This window comes from Streptococcus wuxiensis (assembly GCF_040888245.1).
Taxonomy (GTDB): Bacteria; Bacillota; Bacilli; order Lactobacillales; family Streptococcaceae; genus Streptococcus; species Streptococcus wuxiensis.
In genome coordinates this window covers 327971-347124 of record NZ_JBFNFE010000001.1, presented here as the reverse complement: position 1 = coordinate 347124, position 19154 = coordinate 327971, and the positions used below count along the sequence as shown (strand labels likewise).

14 protein-coding genes and 1 pseudogene are annotated in these 19154 nt (G+C 37.1%); 2 read left to right on the top strand and 13 right to left on the bottom strand.

The genetic code is table 11. From position 1 onward, the window contains the following. Nucleotides 1-28: 28 nt before the first annotated feature. The 5 genes from AB2B47_RS01660 to pynA form a co-directional block, all read right to left on the bottom strand. A complete protein-coding gene (locus AB2B47_RS01660) occupies nucleotides 29-1297 on the bottom strand; it encodes a dihydroorotase (RefSeq protein WP_006151736.1) in 1269 nt (422 codons plus the stop codon). Between the two features lie 12 nt (nucleotides 1298-1309). After that, nucleotides 1310-1774 (bottom strand): NUDIX hydrolase, encoded by a 465-nt coding sequence (locus tag AB2B47_RS01655; RefSeq protein WP_001135768.1) that lies wholly within the window; start codon nucleotides 1772-1774, stop codon nucleotides 1310-1312. Nucleotides 1775-1783: 9 nt separating this feature from the next. Next, complete coding sequence (locus AB2B47_RS01650) at nucleotides 1784-2437, bottom strand: uracil-DNA glycosylase (protein ID WP_006152065.1); 654 nt, start codon at nucleotides 2435-2437, stop codon at nucleotides 1784-1786. Nucleotides 2438-2450: 13 nt separating this feature from the next. Next, nucleotides 2451-3206, bottom strand: a complete 756-nt coding sequence (locus tag AB2B47_RS01645; RefSeq protein WP_025170353.1) for a DUF4336 domain-containing protein — start codon at nucleotides 3204-3206, stop codon at nucleotides 2451-2453. Between the two features lie 64 nt (nucleotides 3207-3270). After that, a complete protein-coding gene (gene pynA / locus AB2B47_RS01640) occupies nucleotides 3271-3963 on the bottom strand; it encodes a pyrimidine 5'-nucleotidase PynA (RefSeq protein ID WP_006151887.1) in 693 nt (230 codons plus the stop codon). A gap of 530 nt (nucleotides 3964-4493) precedes the next feature. Here pynA and AB2B47_RS01635 point away from each other — a divergent pair. Continuing rightward, nucleotides 4494-6365, top strand: coding sequence for an Ig-like domain-containing protein (locus AB2B47_RS01635; RefSeq protein ID WP_320693457.1), 1872 nt, complete (start codon nucleotides 4494-4496; stop codon nucleotides 6363-6365). Here the strand turns inward: AB2B47_RS01635 and AB2B47_RS01630 are convergent. Further along, a complete protein-coding gene (locus AB2B47_RS01630) occupies nucleotides 6362-6592 on the bottom strand; it encodes a hypothetical protein (protein WP_320693456.1) in 231 nt (76 codons plus the stop codon). The two genes, AB2B47_RS01635 and AB2B47_RS01630, sit on opposite strands and share 4 nt — an antisense overlap. Here AB2B47_RS01630 and AB2B47_RS01625 point away from each other — a divergent pair. Continuing rightward, nucleotides 6561-6632 carry a hypothetical protein gene (locus AB2B47_RS01625; RefSeq protein ID WP_320693575.1) on the top strand — a complete coding sequence of 24 codons (72 nt, stop codon included), beginning with the start codon at nucleotides 6561-6563 and terminating at the stop codon, nucleotides 6630-6632. The two genes, AB2B47_RS01630 and AB2B47_RS01625, sit on opposite strands and share 32 nt — an antisense overlap. 125 nt (nucleotides 6633-6757) lie before the next feature. Here AB2B47_RS01625 and AB2B47_RS01620 read toward each other — a convergent pair whose 3' ends face one another. From AB2B47_RS01620 to rexB, 7 genes and pseudogenes are all read right to left on the bottom strand, one after another. Beyond that, complete coding sequence (locus tag AB2B47_RS01620; RefSeq protein WP_320693455.1) at nucleotides 6758-8848, bottom strand: glucosaminidase domain-containing protein; 2091 nt, start codon at nucleotides 8846-8848, stop codon at nucleotides 6758-6760. A 217-nt stretch (nucleotides 8849-9065) separates the two neighbouring features. Continuing rightward, nucleotides 9066-9491 carry a hypothetical protein gene (locus AB2B47_RS01615; RefSeq protein ID WP_029689851.1) on the bottom strand — a complete coding sequence of 142 codons (426 nt, stop codon included), beginning with the start codon at nucleotides 9489-9491 and terminating at the stop codon, nucleotides 9066-9068. After that, nucleotides 9466-10377, bottom strand: a pseudogene (locus tag AB2B47_RS01610) (phosphodiester glycosidase family protein). The gene AB2B47_RS01615 and the pseudogene AB2B47_RS01610 overlap by 26 nt, the downstream one beginning before the upstream one ends. Next, nucleotides 10374-11417, bottom strand: coding sequence for a bifunctional glycosyltransferase family 2/GtrA family protein (locus tag AB2B47_RS01605; protein WP_006151637.1), 1044 nt, complete (start codon nucleotides 11415-11417; stop codon nucleotides 10374-10376). Before AB2B47_RS01605 ends, AB2B47_RS01610 begins: the two are co-directional and overlap by 4 nt. Before the next feature lie 209 nt (nucleotides 11418-11626). Next, nucleotides 11627-12124 (bottom strand): YkgJ family cysteine cluster protein, encoded by a 498-nt coding sequence (locus AB2B47_RS01600; RefSeq protein ID WP_006152239.1) that lies wholly within the window; start codon nucleotides 12122-12124, stop codon nucleotides 11627-11629. Between the two features lie 89 nt (nucleotides 12125-12213). Then, nucleotides 12214-15864: a helicase-exonuclease AddAB subunit AddA gene (gene addA, locus AB2B47_RS01595; protein WP_006151916.1), complete on the bottom strand. Its 3651-nt coding sequence runs from the start codon at nucleotides 15862-15864 to the stop codon at nucleotides 12214-12216. Further along, nucleotides 15861-19112, bottom strand: a complete 3252-nt coding sequence (gene rexB / locus AB2B47_RS01590; protein ID WP_320693574.1) for an ATP-dependent nuclease subunit B — start codon at nucleotides 19110-19112, stop codon at nucleotides 15861-15863. Before rexB ends, addA begins: the two co-directional genes overlap by 4 nt. Nucleotides 19113-19154: the final 42 nt, after the last annotated feature.

Genomic DNA, 19154 nt, shown 5'->3' with positions numbered 1-19154 from the left:
ATTTAAATTTTATAGAGCAGTATTTCATCTAGTATTTATAGACAATCTGTCCATTACAAATAGTGTATTTTACCTGCCCTTTTAAAGTTTCACCGATAAATGGTGAATTAGCTGCTTTAGAAGCAAAATGTGTGTCTACAATTCGGTCAGCTTTATCATCGAAAATGGTAATATCAGCTGGACCATTTTCAGCCAAATAACCTGCTTCAAAATGATACAATTTAGCTGGGTTTACTGTCATTTTTTCTAATAATTCCATCAAGCTTAGCTCACCAGCTTCGACTAAGTAAGTTAAACCAAGTGACAATGAAGTTTCCAGTCCTGTCATACCTGATGGAGCTTTGGTGATATCCTCGACATTCTTTTCGTCTACATGGTGAGGCGCGTGATCTGTCGCAATTACTGAAATGACACCTGACTTGAGTCCTTCAATAACTGCACGGCGGTCAGACTCCAAGCGAAGTGGTGGATTCATCTTAGCGTTACTTCCCTTAGTCAAGAGAAGCGCTTCAGTCTTAGAGAAATGTTGCGGTGCTACTTCTGCAGTTACGTTTGCTCCCAAACCTTGAGCGAACTCCACAACCTTAACACTTTCTTCCTTGGATAAGTGCTGGATATGAACATGGGCTTTTGTTGCATAGGCGATCATGACATCACGTGCAATCATTGCATACTCTGCAACTCCTGTAGCACCACAAATATGGAAGTGTTCTTTAGCAATATTTTCATTAAAACCTAGCGTACCATTCAGACCAGGATCTTCCTCGTGTAAGCTGATAAAAGTGTTTAGTTTTTTAGCCTCTTCCATAGCTTCCTTGACCACTTTACTACTTTCAAGAGGAATACCATCATCTGAAAAACCAACGGCTCCAGCTTCTAAAAGCGCCTTAAAGTCAGTCAAGTCTTGGCCATTAAAGTTCTTGGTAATCGTCGCTACAGACTTAACATTAATTTTTTCCTTTGCCGCAGATTGAAGAACTTCTTGCAAAGTCTCCACGTCTGAAATGGTTGGATTGGTATTAGCCATCATAACTACAGTAGTAAATCCACCAGCAGCAGCTGCAAGGGCTCCTGTATGGATGTCTTCCTTGTGTGTTTGACCAGGTTCACGGAAATGAACATGGATATCCACCAAACCGGGTGCAACTACATGACCAGTTGCATCAATGACCTCTGCTTCTTTTTCACTAATTTGTGGTGCAATTTTGACAATTTTACCGTCTTCAACCAAGACATCACACACTTGATCCAAACCAGACTTAGGATCCATTACTCGACCATTTTTAATTAGTAACATCTGCTTTCTCCTTTATTCGTAGAAATCCACTTGGGTATCCAATAATTTATCACCATCATAAACAAACTTAGCTGAAAAGAAGGGTTTATCTTCTAAAAGCCACTCTACGAAGGTGTGGTCTCCTTCCCAGGTTGGTTTGCTCAAAACCTCATCATAAGGAACCCATTCTAAAGTCCCTTCATTACAGTCAATTAAATCACCCTCAAACTCCGTCACCTTAAACACATAGGTGTACCAGTCTAAATCTGGTGTAAATTCAGGAAAGGTGATTACACCTTTGAGAACTGGCTTAGCCTTCAATCCTGTTTCTTCTAAAATTTCGCGGGCAGCACATTCTTGTGGAGTTTCTCCACGCTCTAACTTTCCACCGACACCGATCCATTTTCCTTCATGGACATCATTAGGCTTTTTATTGCGATGAAGCATGAGCAGTTCTTTTCCATTATCAATGTAGCAAATCGTCGCTAACTGGGGCATATTCTCTCCTTATCTAAGCCAATCAATCGGCTCTTGTTCTGTCTCTGTTAAGAATGTATTAGCCTTGGAAAAAGGCTTAGAACCCCAAAATCCTCTGTAAACGGATAAGGGACTTGGATGGGCTGATTCAATAATCAGATGCTTAGGATTGGTCACCAATGATTTTTTCTTGCGTGCATAAGCACCCCAGAGGACAAAAACCACTGGTCTATCAAGATTATTGACAACCTTAATTACAGCATCTGTAAAAGGTTCCCATATCTGCCCAGCATGACCATTTGCCTGTCCTGCCGGAACTGTAAGACAAGCATTGAGAAGTAAAACTCCCTGCTCAGCCCAAGCTGTCAAATCATGGGATGCTTTAACTCCAATATCATCTGCAAGTTCTTTTAAAATATTTTGCAAAGAAGGAGGTGCTGGAATAGCATTTGGAACAGAAAAACTCAAACCCTGTGCCTGACCAGGACCATGATAAGGATCCTGACCAAGAATCACCACTTTAACCTCTTCAAGAGGAGTTGTCAAAAGAGCCTGAAAAACCTTTTCTTTAGGAGGATATACAGTTCCTTGAGTATAAACCCGCTCCATAAACTGATTGATTTTCCCAAAATAACCTTCCGGTAATTGCTCTTTAATCAAAGCATGCCAAGATGAGTGTTCCATTGCTTTCTCTCCTTTACCGTATCCATCGAAAAGCACGTCTTAATTCATCCGTACCATTTTTAAAAAAGCATAAACCATGTGCAAGTATAATCTTATCAGGTTTCCAGTTTAACATACGGGAAAAGGAAGTTTTTGCTTCCCTTTGTCTTCCTATGAAAGTCATCCGATAATCGATAGGAGTTTGTCCATCAGGGGATGTTACACGAGCTAAACGATAGAATCTTCTGCGGATTGGACTAGCTATCTTTTCCGGTTCAAAATTCTCTATGAGGTCTGTCACAATCAGTGTTTTAGTTGATTTATGAAAAAATACCACCTCTTCAATGACTGAACTTCCCTTAAAAATGAGTTGTTCAATCTCATCAGACCATAAGTCAGGAGCCTTATCTGTTAAGGGAGCATCAAATACAACCTTGACTTTCTGACTTTTCGCTCTCTCTTCTACTCCTGGACTAGACCATGCTTGCGCATGAGGATATCTTTGTTTCCAATCTGCAATATAGGCGTAGTGAATCTTATTTGGTGAAATCAGGTAAGCCACTTTGCCCAAAGCGTTCAGTTCAGTAAAAAGTTTCTCATTTGGAGCAATAGGAGAATGAATCCAAAGTTTGTCATCATTTAACTTAATCACCGTCATACGTGTCTGAAAAGGAAGTTTGAAGACCTTCATATCCATTTGTATCAAATCACCATCTACTATCCAGATATTTTGATCAACTTCCTTTAGTAAATACAATGGTTCATAAAGAGAAAGAGGTGGCCTAGACATCATTTACTACTCCTTCGTTTTTACTGCCTCTATTATAGCAAAAAGTGGCTATGGAAACCACTTTTTACAGTTTATCTAAGAGTTCTAGCAGAGCCTGATAAGAGTCAACTTCGTAAGTCGGCTTGGCTTGTGTGTGATTTTCGAGGTGATGAGGGTTGTACCAGATAGTGGCAATCCCAGCATTATTACCACCTTGAATGTCGGCGGTTAGAGAATCTCCAATCATCAGCGTCTTTTCTTTACTAAATCCAGCAATCTGCTGACCGATTTTTTCATAGAATAGTGCATCAGGTTTTTGCGTTTGCAACTGCTCTGAGATAAAGACTTGGTTGAAATAGGGAGCCAGACCTGATTGAGCCAAACGACCTGTCTGAATTGTAGTTATCCCATTAGTGGCAGCGTAGAGTTCATAACCACGATCAATAAGGCTTTCTAAGAGTTCCATGGCCCCAGAAAATACCTGCCCCTGTTGAGCTAAATAAAACTGATAACGTACAGCTAAGTATACGCCATCCTTTTCAATTCCAAAATACGAAAACAATTTTGAAAATCGTGTATTAACTAATTCCTGTTTTCTAATCTTTTTAAGCTCCAAATCCTTCCAGAGAGACTTATTCATTGGAACGTAATAATCTTTATAGGCTTGAATATCGGTAACACCTTCTTCTTTTAGAAGTTGCGTTAAAGCTACATCCTCGGCAGTATCAAAATCAAGCAAGGTATGATCAAGGTCGAAGAGTAAAAATTTATAAATCATCTATTCATTGTCCTGTATTCAGTATTCTTTATATAATATACTTCAAAGTATAACACAAACAAAACTATTAACCAAGTGTGGTAATTTTAAGTTGACAAAATTGAACTAAAAAAATTAAATCTAAAAGCTCTAAAATTACTAGTTAAACTTAAAAAAAATATATTAAATTACTAAAATGTGACAGAAATAAAGGATATCATTTAAGCATAAATCTGATACTAATTTTCTCCTAATTTTATGAGAAATGCAACTGTTATTATATATTATTTGTCCGTTGAAAACATAACTTATATAATAATTCGAAAAACTTACATTTTCATAATAATTTGACACCTTAAACATTGATGTCCATGTTTTATTGTGATATAATTCACGTTATAGGGGAGTTTTAGTGTTAGACTAGGAGGAGGCTTGGTTAAGGTTTGTCTATAAAATTAACCTATATTATTAACTCGTCTTTCAGTTAATGATTGACACTACTTTATATTATATTTAGAAACTATCTTAAATTTATAAGAAGGATGTATATGATGAACAAAAAGAAAAAGTTTAGTATTTTCTCATTTTTGATCGTTGTATTGACGACTATTTTCGTATTTAGTTTGAATAAAACTTTTGCTGAAACTCCTGAGGTTTCAGTTTCTGGAAAATTTGTTGATACAATCCAAAATGTTAAAGTATCAAATAATGAAGGCGGAGAACTCAACTGGGACTTGCAACAGTGGGCAACCTTCCGAATCAACGCTGATTATAATTTGTCTGGAAAAAATGTTAAAGCAGGAGATTCAACTGTAGTTACTGTTCCAGATGCTTTGATGATTACTAATACTTCGTTCAAGATTCGTGATATCAATACAAATGAGATTATCGCAAATGCTGAAGTAAGCCCAGATAATAAATCCATTACAATTACCTATACGGATTATGTTGAAAAACACTCAGATACAAGCGGATCATTCTTCTTTTACGCTCGTATCGATTTCAAAAAACACCCACAAAAAGGTGAGGTTCCAGTAGAAATCACCATTAACAAAGAAACAAAAATTGCTGGTAAAGTTTCATTTACTGGTGTTGGTGATGGAAATCCTAGACTTTTAACAAAGACTAGTTGGGTAAACGCAGGGGACCAAAGGGAAATTCAATACACGATTTCTGTCAATCGTACAAAACAAAATATTAAGAATGTTACACTCGAAGATCACTTACAATTTACGAATGCTTCATACGTAAAAGATAGCATTAAAATTATTAAAGGTAAATTCTCTTATGATACTGGTGAGTGGGTATTCTCTGATAGAGTTGATGTAACAGACCAACATAAGATTACAATTAGCGAAGATGGTCAATCATTTGTTATCGATTTAGGTGATGTTACTGAAAATGACCAATATCGTATTGCTTATAATGTTCGTTTAAATTATGATCCAGCCGACGGAGAGGTCTTGAAAAATGAAGCAACTCTTAAAGGTCTAGGTATTGAAACCAAAAATGTAACGAATGCTGCTGCCGTTCAAATTGCTGGTGGTTCTGGTGTTGGTTATGTTTTCTCAATCAACATTCATAAAGTCGATGATGCTAACCAACCACTTAAAGGTGCTAAGTTTAGAGTCGTTCGTCAAGCTAATAATCAAGTCATTGGTGAGTTTGAATCAGATGAAAATGGTAATATTGCTGTTGGCAAACTGTTAAAAGATAAATATATCTTAACTGAAATTGAAGCCCCTTCAGGTCATATCATCAAAGAAGCCGATACTGTGGTTAATGTTGAAGATTTTGGAGCAGATCATTCGGTAACCAAAACGATTGTGAATCCGAAGGAAGAAACTACAACAACTACAACAACTACAACAACTACAACCACCACTACAACTACGACTGAAGAAACCACAACTACTACCACAACAACTGAAGAGCCTAAGACTACTTCAACCACAACTACTGAAGAACCTAAGACTACTTCAACTACAACTTCTGAAGAACCTAAGACTACTGCAACTACAACTACTGACGAGCCTACAACTACTTCAACGACAACTACTGAAGAGACTACAACTACTTCTACAACAACTACAACCACCACTACAACTACGACTGAAGAAACCACAACTACTACCACAACACCTGAAGAGCCTAAGACTACTTCAACTCCAACTACTGAAGAGCCTACAACTACTTCAACAACAACTACAACTGAAGAACCTAAGACTACTTCAACTACAACTACTGAAGAGCCTAAGACTACTTCAACTCCAACTACTGAAGAGCCTAAGACTACTTCAACTCCAACTACTGAAGAGCCTAAGACTACTTCAACTCCAACTACTGAAGAGCCTAAGACTACTTCAACTCCAACTACTGAAGAGCCTAAGACTACTTCATCTACAACTACTGAAGAACCTTAGACTACTTCAACTACAACTACTGAAGAACCTAAGACCACTTCAACTACAACAACTGAAGAATCTAAGACTACTTCAACTACAACAAGCACTACTACCACAACAACTACTGGAGAAGAGCCTAAAACTACAGTAACTACAACAAATGATAAACCTGGACTTCCTAAAACTGGAGAAGGTAAAGGAACATTAGTTACTATCATTGGTTTTGTAACTTTAATTTCATCCATTATTTTGGTAGCATTTCTACATAAATCAAAAAAAGACTAATTCTAAATTAGAGATTAGCTTTGATTAGAAGTTCAAAAAGGATTTACTTTAAAAAAGTAAATCCTTTTTGTATGATTAAAAATAAAAATCGATAACCATTTTATAGTCATCGATTTTAAAATATTTTAATCCTTTTCACCAAGTTTACTATTGATAGTCATCATGATACTTGCAATCTTTTCACCCCAATATGGATCAGAAGCGTAAAGAGTGTTCATTCCAGATGATTTATTACCAAGATGAGTTCTACCTTCATCAATATAATTCTCTCGGATCCATTTAGCTGCCCCCAAGATTCCTTTGTCGACATTGTCAAAACTCTTTGCTGAATCATATGGAGTTGTATCATAGGCAGCAATACCAAAGAAGTTATTCTTATCCTTAGCAATCTGACTACGTCCCCAAGCGCTCTCTAAGGCGCTGTGCGCCATGAGATAGAGTGCATTGACCTGATAACGTTTCTCCGCTTCTTTGAAGACCTCTCCTTTACCTGCGAGACGACTTCCATTAATATTCATAAGAGAATAAACTTTATCTAGTTCAGCTGCTGTATAATTGGTTGGCTTTCTTAAGTCTCGATAGAGGAATGGATTCTCGACTTTAAAGGTATCAAAGTTAACTCCATCCGATGAATAGTATTTTTTACCAATTGCCATAGATGAACTATGAGGTGCTACACGAACGCTTGTATATGGTGATAACTCGTGGTAAATATAACGACCATCACTCGTATAATGAGGAATAAACTCGTCACTAGCATTCACAGCTACAAGGTCACTCTTATTCATAAAGCCTGAAAGTCCAGAAATTTGGACTGGTAGTCTTTCTCCTTGAGCTCCTGAGGCAGAAACAGCGACAATAGAACCTTGCGAGATATAGCTAAGTATAGTACCAGAGGCACTATAAACATATGCTGTTATTGGTTTTACTTTATAGTAAGTTGATGCAGACGGATTAGAAATCCATTTTCCATTATTCTCGAAACTATAATCTTTACCTTTGATTTTAAGAGTTCCAGTAGCATATAGTCCATCTTCTTTCAGATAATACCAAGCATTGTGTGAATTATCAAAAATCCACTCACTTTTGGCCATATAGCCACCTGATTTAAGATAGTAGGACTCTTGCCATTGATTTTCAGCATAAGTCCCATCTGGTTTTAAGTAGAACCAGCTATTGTACTGTTTGTCAAAAATCCATTCACTTTGTGCCATAGCACCACTATCTTTTAAATAGTATTTCTTTTTCCAGGTGCTACTTACCATTACACCTTCCGCATCAAAGTAATACCAGCGGTCTTTAATTTTTTCCCATTTATTACGAGTTATTTTACCGGATGCATCAGCGTAATACCACTTGTTAGAAATTTTAACCCATGAAGATTCGGCTAATGCACCGCTCTTGTTGAAGAGATACTCTTTGTAAATCGTATCACTGAGCATGGTTCCGTCTTGGTTAAAGTAATACCAGATGTTCTTAATTTTTTCCCACTTATTACGAAGAATTTTCCCATCCTGATTACCATAGTACCATTTATCATCAATTTTAGTCCAAGTGTTAATTGCTAAAGCACCGTTGCTATTGAATAAATAGTCTTCGTAAATGACATTACTAAGCATGATACCGTCTTGATTAAAACGATACCAATCTCCAGAAATACTAGCCCATTTATTTCGAGTTACTTTTCCTTCTTCAGTCGCATAATACCATTTATTTTCAAGTTTTACCCATGATGATTCCGCTAGGGCTCCACTCTTATTGAAAAGATAGTCGTTAAAGACAGTATTGCTAAGCATGGTACCATCCTGGTTAAAATAATACCAAACTCCAGCAATCTTCTTCCAATTTTTGACAGACTTTTTATTTTCATAATAACGCCATTGACCATTCTCTTTTTGCCAACCTTCTTTGTTAACCTCTTCAGTAATTTCTTCTGTTGAAGAGTTATCCTTAGTAAGGGCTGTTTCTTGTTTCTGTGTAGATTGAGAAGAATCCTTTTCTGCCTTGTTTCGTGTTTCGTTCTGATTCTGTTTATCGCCCTGTTCTTGACCTTGAGCTTGCTTTTTCTCTTTAGCTTCCTTAATCGTTCCATTTGCTACAGTTTTTTCTGAACTTTGTACTTTGTTTGTAGCTTGGTTTTCCTCTGCTAATACAGTTGTTTTTGAAATACCTGCCATGGAAAGAACAACAGTACTTGCTAGTAATATCTTTTTCATTTTTTACCTTTCAATTTTATAAATTCATATTCTTTATTTCTTGCTTATCTCTATTACAGACGAGAATTATCCATTTTATTATACAATATAATTTCAAATATAAAAGTAAGGTCTTTAAGAAGAAAGAAAGTTGTAATATTGTTAAAACAATTTAGAAATAAAAGTCAACAAAAAGTAGTCGAACATGATCTGAACGACTACTTTTTTATTCTGATAATTAACCTTCTATTACTTTGGTACGCTGATTAGTTAGAAACGGTTTTATAAAGATGGATAGAATAGCTAGTACTGAAAAACCAATCCCAACGTACCAGTATGGTGCATCAAGTGCGGTTGAACGACCAGATAGATTGACAATACCACGGAAAAGTGTACCTGCTGTAATAATCGCTACTGCCGAATTCCATAGATTAAAACTAATACGAGAAAATTGAGGAAGAGCTTTGAGCAAGATTACTAGTGTTATCCCACCAACCAGAGGTACGGCGAACAAGTAATGCATGTGAACTGATGTCTCTCCATAACTAAATGATTCATAAATTCTAGAAAAAGCAAAGAAGAAAATCGTAATTAGTGTATAAGAGATGGCAGTTTTCTTAAAACGTTTTTTGCCAAGATTAGTAACCGATGTAGACAATATCACTCACCGACCTTTCTGAAATTTTGTTTCCTCCAGTCGTTGGTTTATTGATAACCTGACCGTTGAAGTAAAGTGTAGAGGATCCCCCACCATCAAGATTGTAGGCAGTTTTTTGCACCATAGGATTTCATAACTTCAGCTAGCTGGTACAAAGAGAGACCTTCACTTTCAGAGGTACGTCCGTCAGAAACTACAATAATGTAGTGGTTTTCGTCGATAATACCAATAGCTGTACGTGGATTTGAAGCCATAGCTTGTCCAACTTCTTGGTTTTTTCCTACTGCTATTTCACCATTTTCGACTAGGGCCGGACCAAAAGCTAAGAGATTAATAACTCCGTCTTTGACTAGTTGGTCAGCTGAAATCTGATCCTCGTAAATAATCTTGAAAGAACCATCTTTATAAATAGCTAAATCGCCATTATTAGAATTTTCACGGACAGTATCACGATAGACAACTCCATTACGGATAACAAAACCCGAAGAGTTGGCACCGTAATAGTCGCCATTGACTGCTAAAATTGCATCATTATCTGCAGCAGTGACAGATGTTTTAGCTGTTACGTTTGTTCCAAATGAGTTTTGAGCAAATGCTGTTTTTAGATATTCTGATGAACTTACTGTAACATCTGCAACATACACTTGGGTATCATTAACCGTCGTTTCAGTCAAATTGATAGATATATTCTCGTCCTTATAACTTGAGTCAGTTACTGTTGCTGTTTTGCTGCTTGAGTAGCTTGAGCTGTATTGGAACTTGTATTAGTTGTTGCTACTGTCGAAATAGATTCAGCGAGTAAAAAAGTTTTCAACATTGAGTAACTAAAGGATCCTGTCAAGAGTAAACCGAGAATCGATGCATAAGCATATGGTTTCTTTATAAATTTCATAATACAGTTGATGTCCTTTCCTTAAAGATCAATTTCTTTTGCACTGTCCAAGAGACAGCGAAGAGAAGGATGCCGACGATAACTTTGGCAATCAGAAGGTTGATACCAAATACAGTAAAGAATAGACGAATAAGCAGAGTATCTAAAACAAAGAGTCCAACTGCTCGACCAAAGTACCCCATACCTGTTCTCACAAGGCTATCGTCGTTTTTAAAGACTAGTTTTTTATTTGTAGAGTAGTTAAAAACGGAGCTTGTCACACGAGCTAGTCCATTAGCTAGGAAAATTCGGAAACTTGTTGGCGCTGTTGGTAAAAATAAGATTGCAATAGCGTAAACGATATAGTCTACAACAAAACTACTGAGAGATGACAAGGCAAATTTAAAGATATTTTTATAAATCATGAGCCCATCTTTTATTGGTCGGAAGTGTGAACCCTCATTATCATTGATATAGACAGTTTCAATGGGAACTTCTAAAATTTGATATTCTTTAGTAGCTTCAAGTAGCATATTCATTTCATATTCATAACGTTGTCCTTCGATCTTTAGCATAAAAGGAATAAGATTTGTTGTAAAAGCTCGAAGTCCTGTCTGAGTATCTGCTACTTCTACCCCAGTTTGAATCTTAAAAAGTGCTTTTGTTAAGCTATTTCCGAAACGGCTACGAAGGGGTACTTTACCAGTGAAGGCACGCACACCCAAGATTAGCTTATTAGGATTTTCAGAAGCCTTGTTAGCCGTACGGAAAATATCCCAAATCTTATGCTGACCATCTGCGTCTGCCGTTACAACTGTTCCATAGCTATTTAGTTGTTGGATATAAGCAAAGGCCGTTTTAAGTGCTTGGCCTTTACCTTGGTTCACTTGGTGACGGAGCACCGTAGCATATTGTTCTGCTTTATCAAAGATATTTTGACACTTTGATGAACTACCGTCGTCGATAACTAGAATACGAAAATCACTCTTTTGGTGGATTTTTTCGATGAGTTTGATAAGTTTATTATCAGGTTGATAAGCTGGAATTACTATATAGTTCATACCGGCACTCCTTTCTTAGTGATGGTATAACTATACAGAACATCGCTTAAAGATACCTTATATCAGTTTTCTTTAAGAAAAAGTTAAAGAAACTTTAAGACTGGAAGTCATTTTCTTTAGAAAGCAAAAACAATCAATATTAATAAATATACAAAAATCCTCAAATAGCAAATGAATTTGAGGATGGAATTTATTATAAAATAAATTATTTACTCTATTTTATCTCTTAATTTCTCGACAAAGAGATAGGCTGCAGGACAGGTTAAAGTGTTTTTGATAGTCAGATTATTGATTTGATAAATCTTTTTACGGTCGGTATGTGGAAATTCTCTACAGGCCTTGGGACGGACATCATAGATGGAACAGAGATTGTCACCACCGAGAAATGGACATGGCATTGACTTAAAGATCTTATCACCGTCTTCATCTACCTGTAGAAATTCATCTTCGAAGGCTGGTAATTTCATTTTAAAGTACTTGGCAATGCGTGTGATATCTGCTTCTTTAAAGTCTGGTCCAAGGCTCTTGCAGCAATTTGCACAGGCTGTGCAATCAATTTCTTCAAAAACTTCCTGGTGAATCTCCAGCGCAATCTTATCTAGGTTTTTGGGGGCTTTCTTTTTCAGATTTCCAAGAAATTTTCGATGTTCTTTTTGCTTTTGTAAAGCTAATTGGTGATAGTATTCGATATCGATTTCTTTTGACATAGATTCTTTAACATCCTTTTCTGAAACTAGTATACCATAACTGAAAATAAATAAAAACTACTGCCGTTAAGGCAATAGTTTTTACAAGATTAGTTGACTTCGACCACCTCAACCATATCTTTGCCAAGTAAGATTAAGTATTTTTCAACTTGATCTATTTGGTAAGAACGAGACAAGGCTTCTGCATATAGAGATAATTGACCTCTATAACGTTCAATCAGTTGACTTGGATATTCATAATGATCTGTCTTGTAGTCAAAGAGAACAATTTTATCCTCATAAAGGAGATAACCATCTAAAATTCCACGGACAACAAAGTCTTCCTGACTCTTAGCATCTCTTTTTAACATAGAGAAGGGTTGTTCTCGATAAAGTTTATCTTGATTTTTTAGAATCTCTTGACCAAGAGCTGTATCAAAGAAGGACAAGATTTTTTCTAGATTAACTTTATCTTTAACAGCTGAAGTTGCCTGAACTTGCTCCAAGGCTTCTGTCAAGGTTTCCAAAGTAGGTTTCTTAGCGAGATTGATTCGTTGCATGAGTTCATGGGTAGCACTACCAATTTCAGCTCCAGTGACTTTTTCTGTCTTGGAGAAGTCTGGAAGTTCAAACTGAATCATAGTTTCTTGTGGTTTAGATTGACCAGCTACTACTACACCTTCCATATCCATGACTGGTTCATAAAACTTCTTAATCTGACTTGGGGTCTGAACACTCGGAAGATTAATCGCTGCTCTGTGGATTTCATTATATACTTCCACCTCTTTCAGCATTTGTAAAGCTTCCTTAATGGTATCAGACTGACGGTTGCTTGCCTGAGAAAGATCTTGGAGCTGGCTTTTAGTTTCCAATTTACCGATAGCTTCTTCCGTTAGTTGTTCTTCACCTTCAAATCGCACACTAAAGTGTAAGTCCTCTTTAGAAAAAGCCTGATAGATTGCCCAAATCCAATCCTGGAAATTTTGAGCATCTAGCCTGGTTTGACGAGTTAGGAGGCCTTGCCCATTTGTCGGATATTCTTTAGACTCCAACTTTTCTCGTGATCCTTTTCCGACTAGATAGAGTTTTTTCTCAGCACGAGTCATGGCTACATAAAGTAAACGCATCAACTCAGAATAGCTTGCTAATTGGAGCTCTTCCTCATTTTGACTATAAGTCAAGCTTGGTATGGATAACTTAATCGTAGTTGGAAGATATTCCTCTTTTGCATTTGTAGCAACTCTAGCTACGTACTTAAGACCAAGGCCATTTTTTCGACTTAGGATAACATCAGACATAGAATCTTTCTTGTTAAACTGCTGATCGATATTAAGAATAAAGACATAAGGGAACTCAAGCCCCTTACTCTTATGAATACTCATAAGCTCGACAGCATCTTTGGGTGGAGCTACAGCGACACTAGCAAGGTCATGCTGGGCTTCCAAGACTTGATCAATCATAGCAATGAAACGAGATAAGCCTTTAAAATTACTCTTTTCAAACTGGTCAGCTCGTAGAGCTAGGGCATAGAGGTTGGCCTGTCTAGCCTGACCATTTGGCAAAGCCCCAACATAATCATAGTAGAAACGTTCGCTATAGATTTTCCAAATAAGGTCATAAAGTGAATGTATTTTCGAGAATAAGCGCCAAGAATCAATAGTTTCCATGAAAAAGTCTAACTTTTTATGTAATTCAGTCTTAATTAGATCCTTTTGAGGACTAGTTTTTGCTTGAGCATTGACTAATTTTTCATAAAAGTTTTCTTGAACCTTATCCTCAGAGTTTTGAAGGGCTAGACGAGCCAATTCATCCTCATCAAAGCTAAACATCGGAGACTTCATTAAAGCCACTAAAGCAAAGTCTTGCAGAGGATTATGGATGACACGAAGAGTATCCAACATAACCTGCACTTCTAAAGATTGCAAATAATTGTTTTGAGCGCCATCAGTTTTAACTGGTATCCCATATTCCGACAAAGCAAGTAAAACCTGGTCATTCCGACTTCTGCTGGCAGTTAAGAGAGCAATGTCATTAAAAGGAACCCCTTTATCATTATGAAGATGCAATATCTCCTTAATGACCATTCGCATTTCACCAGTCAGTTTGTTGGTCGAAAACTCTTCCTCTTCCTTAGAATCACCATCAACATCCTTATCATACAAGAGGACTTCTGCCTTGTTTTCTGGATCTGGCTGTAAATAAGTATTTCCGAAAACAAGTTGATGCATGCCGTCATAAGAAATCTCTCCAACTTCCTCATCCATGAGATGCTTAAAGACGTCATTGGTAGCATTTAGTACTTCAGAACTACTACGGAAGTTTTCCTTGAGCAGTATTAACTGACCTTCTTTGCTATCCTGAGCAAAACTATGGAATTTTTCATTAAAGATTTGGGGATCTGCCTGTCTAAAACGATAAATAGACTGCTTGATATCTCCCACCATAAAACGGTTATGCCCGTTAGAGAGAAGCTCCAACATTCTTTCCTGGATATGGTTGGTATCTTGGTACTCATCAACCATGACTTCGTGGAAACGTCTCTGATACTCTTGACGTACCTGAGGGAAGTTTTCCAAAATTTCAATGGTATAGTGACTGATATCCGCAAATTCAAAAGCATTTTCTTCACGTTTACGCTTTCGGTAGGCATCAACAAAATCACTCATGAAAACTTGAAAAGTCTTTGCTAAGTCCCAAGACTCTTGATGATATTTTTCCTGGAATTTTAGTAAAGTGATTTGGTCATTTAGTGTAATTAGCTTTTCAAACTTATCTTTTCTCTCTTGGTTGTAGGCTTCTTTCAGTACTAGGAGTTCAGCCTTGCGACTAGCATTTGAGAGAGCTTTACCATTCTTAGCTTTAGAAATATTTACAACTTCTTCTAAAACTTCTTGGTATTGTTCAAAAGTAGATTCGTGAGTTAAAGCACCGATTTCATCAAGAACTTGTTGGACAGATTCTAAGTAGGCTGCTTTTCCAAATTCCTTGGCATCATTCTCAAGATGGTAACGGAAGAAACTTTCCAAATCCCAGAGTCTTTGCTGAATGTCTTGAGCCAGCTTTTCTTTAGAACTTGTAAAATCGGCCTTTTCGAATCCTTTTAAGAAAGATTCCTGTAGCCAAGCCTGAGGATTACTTGTAGATTGCAAAAAGTCATAAATCATATAGACCTGTTTACGCAAACCACGCGCATCCTTACTTTTACCCGCAAAGTTCTTGACCAGCTGACTAAACTGTTCTTGTTCCTTACCTTGGTAGTGTTTTTCAAAAACCTGTCGAAAGACTTCGTTTTTTAAGAGGAGTTGCTCACTTTCATTCTCAAGAATGCGGAAGTTTGGAGCAAGATCTAGAAGATAGCCATGTTTGGCTAGAAACTTCTGAGTAAAAGAGTCCATAGTTCCAATAGCAGCGTTTGGTAAATCAGCTAATTGTCTTCCAAGATGCTTTTTTAGCTCCATATCTTGAGTCTCTTGGATTTGTTGGCTGATTTTCTTTTCCAAGCGTTCTTTTAACTCGGTTGCTGCCTTTACCGTAAAGGTTGAGATAAAGAGTTGGCGAATTTCTACTCCACGCGCTAGTTGATCAAGAATTCGTTCAGCCATGACAAAGGTTTTTCCTGAACCAGCTGATGCTGAGACCAGAATGTTTTGACCAGAACTGTAAATAGCTTGAATTTGTTCAGCAGTTTTCTTGGGTTTCTTGTCAGAATGAGCTTCTGCTACTTGCAACTCTTCAATCTCTTCTTGGGATAAAAAATTCATCGCTCCAACTCCTCTCTAATTTTATTAAACCATATTTCCTTATCATTGCTCTTAGCAACCTTATCTAACAATCTTGCCTGTCCTAGATGGTAATTAGCTTCAAAACCAGTTATCGACTGATATTGTTGGACATATGGGGCAATACTTCTACCGTCTTCTGTGTAAGGATTGATAGCAAATCTACCAGATAAAATCTTCTCTGCTGCTTTCTTATAAATAAGAGCGTTATAGTCCAGCAATAACTGGAATTCCTCATCAGACAACTGATAGGTCTTGTTTTTATTATATAGTTCCCCAAGATTCTTTATTTCTTTTTCAAGAAATAGCCCTTGATATTTCATAGTCTTAGTTGTTTCTGCTAAAGCCTTTGAAAGAGTTTTAACAGTTTGTAAGGACTGAACTGGCTCAGCCATCTCTAAATACATTGCACCAAAGAAGTCTGTATTTCCTTCTTTCTTAAGAGCAGCAAGATAGGTCGGTAACTGTGAATTAAGGCCGTTATAAAAGAGAGGGAAGTTAAACTGAGTTAGAGAAGATTTGTAATCTACAACACCAATAGCTTCACTTGTCTTTAAGCGATCTATACGGTCAACTTTACCACGGACATAGACATTTCTGCCGTTATCTAACTGAATAAAGGCTTGTTCCTTACCACCAAAGACTGCTTCTTCCTGAATTGTTTCAATTTCAGAATTGTGACGAAGAATGTGCCCAGTTGCACGCGCTACATCCAAAAGAACTTCCTTGGTTAATTGGGCTTCCAAACTTTCTTGATAAATGGCTTGAAATTCTCGCTCTTGACTGGTTTCAGAGATTGCTTGTTCTAAACGACGGTCAAAAGGTGTATCAATAGGAAGTTTCATAGCGCGTTCAAAAATACGATGCAAGAAATTCCCATGGCTTAGAGCATCAGGTCGCAAACGTAATTCTTCCTGCAAGCCTAAGACATATCGAAGGAAATAACTGTATTCGTTTCGATAAAACTCTGTCAATCCCGAAGTTGATAGATAAAAATCTTGATCTTGAGGATACAAGGCTTCCAAAGTTTCAATAGCTAAGGTCTTACTTTTTGGACTTGTCGGTAGGACAGGATTATCAAGACCTTGATCTTCTAATTTTCTCCCCATAACACGAGCTAGAACCTTTATAAAGGTTAAGTCCTGCTCACTTGTCTCCATATCACCTTGCTGGTGATAAGCAACAAGACTAGACAGAAGACTGTGATAAGAACCAATGTCTTCAGTTGATAGACTGTTTCGATCGATTCTCTTTTCAATCTTCGTAAAACCAAAATCCTGCAATTCTTTCAGATAAACTGACTCTTTACTCTCATTTTCATTGAGTAAACTTGGCGCTGATAAGACTAATTGTTTCTTAGCAGAATTAACCAAAGAAAGCATGGTATAGCGATTCTTCTTAAGATTTTCATGGCTAGCAATCAATAATTGAGAGCCATCTTCAGTACCTTGGTTTAAAACTTCTCTTTCTTCATCACTCAAAAGACTGGTATTTTGGGTGATCTTAGGTAGATGATCCTGGGTTAAGCCGAGTGCATAGATGTAATCAGAAGTCAAAGGCGAAATCAAATCATAACTTTGCACCAGAACCCTATCTACCGTTGCTGGGATTGTACGATAATTTGATAAGGACATCCCTGAATGAAGAAGAGCCAAGAAATCATCTAAAGCAACCTGAGTCCCCTCAAATACGGTCACAAATTGCTCCATTACGTGGCAAAATGCCTTCCAGACCTCTTCTTGTCTTTCTTGCTCTGTCGCATCCATCGTTTCAGATAAGGATTGTAATTGCTTGGTCACAGATGCATCCTTCAAAAAGTTATTCCATTTTGTAAGGATATTTTCAGTCTTTTGCTTACGACTGGATAATAAAGCTTCTAGTGGATTTAGGACACGGACACGCAGCTCATTTAATTTTTCTAAATCAAATTTTCCATGATGATTTTTTGTAAATTCTTGTTTAAAGTTAGAAAGACCATCAATACCTAAATAGCGGATATATTGTTCAAAGCTATCAATTTTTTCTTGAGTAAGGTCGGTATATAAGCCAGTTCGCAAGAGATTAATCAAATCTTCTTGACGGAAATTGTATCGTTTCAAACGCCCGATGGATTCTACAAATTGAGTCAAAGGGTGGTGAGCCATAGACTCACTCTTACCTAGATAAAAAGGAATTTGATATTGATTAAAAATTGTCTGCAGAGACAGTTTATAGGACTCTACGTCACCAAGTAGGATACGAAAATTTTTGTAGCTAAGTTTTGGCTCTTGGTGCAATTTCTGACGAATACTACGAGCAACTAACTCCAACTCTTCTTTTTGTGTCAGACAAGACCAGATTTGCAAGTCCTTTCTATCTTCGTCATTCACATCTAAATTAATTTCGGAATAATCATAAGCACTTTCCAGTAGTTTTGACGCTTTAGCAAAGGCATCAAGATTTCCGTGTTCTTGACATGCATCTTCTGCCTTGGTCTGATATTTAAATGCCAAATGACCTAGAAATTCAACACTAGCTTGATAGAGATTCCCTTCACTAAAAGGACTAGTGTATGCTTTCTTAGTTGCATATACACCAATAATAATTTCAACACCCTTACGATGAAGCAAATCCACTAGGTGTTCTTCTTCTGAAGAGAAACGAGTAAAACCATCAATAACTAAGGCAATCTGGCTAAAATCACTACTTACTTTGTTTTCTTCGATAGCATTGATCAGATATGATAATTGACTCCCTTGCGAAACTTGACCTTGGTTGAGATAAGCTGTTACCTTTTCAAAAATCAAGAGTAAATCAGAACGTTTATCAGCATCTGTCAAACTTTCCAAGTCCAAAAAACTCATCTTTGCAGTTGAAATTTCATGATAAATCTCAATCAGTTGCTGGATGAATTGCGGATCTTGTTTAATAGCCCCGTAAACCCGTAAATCCTTAGCATCTATCTCAGACAGACATTTATAGAAAGCCATACCAAGACCAATATCATCGAGACTTGTTCTCTCAGGAATATCATTTAAAACCAGATAACGAGCCATTTGAGCGAAGCGCGTGACTGTAATAGCAAAAGAAGCCTGCTGACTCAAGCACTCCAGCACGGCACGTTCCTTTTCAAAAGAAAGAGAGTTAGGGGCGATATAAAAGACTCGTTTTCCTTGGTCAACTAGTCCTTGAGCCTCCTTAGTTAGGATTTCTGTCAAAGAAGTCCGAATATCGGTATAAAGTAGTTTCATCTCTGCCTCGTTTGTTTTTGTCATTACCTTTTATTATACCAT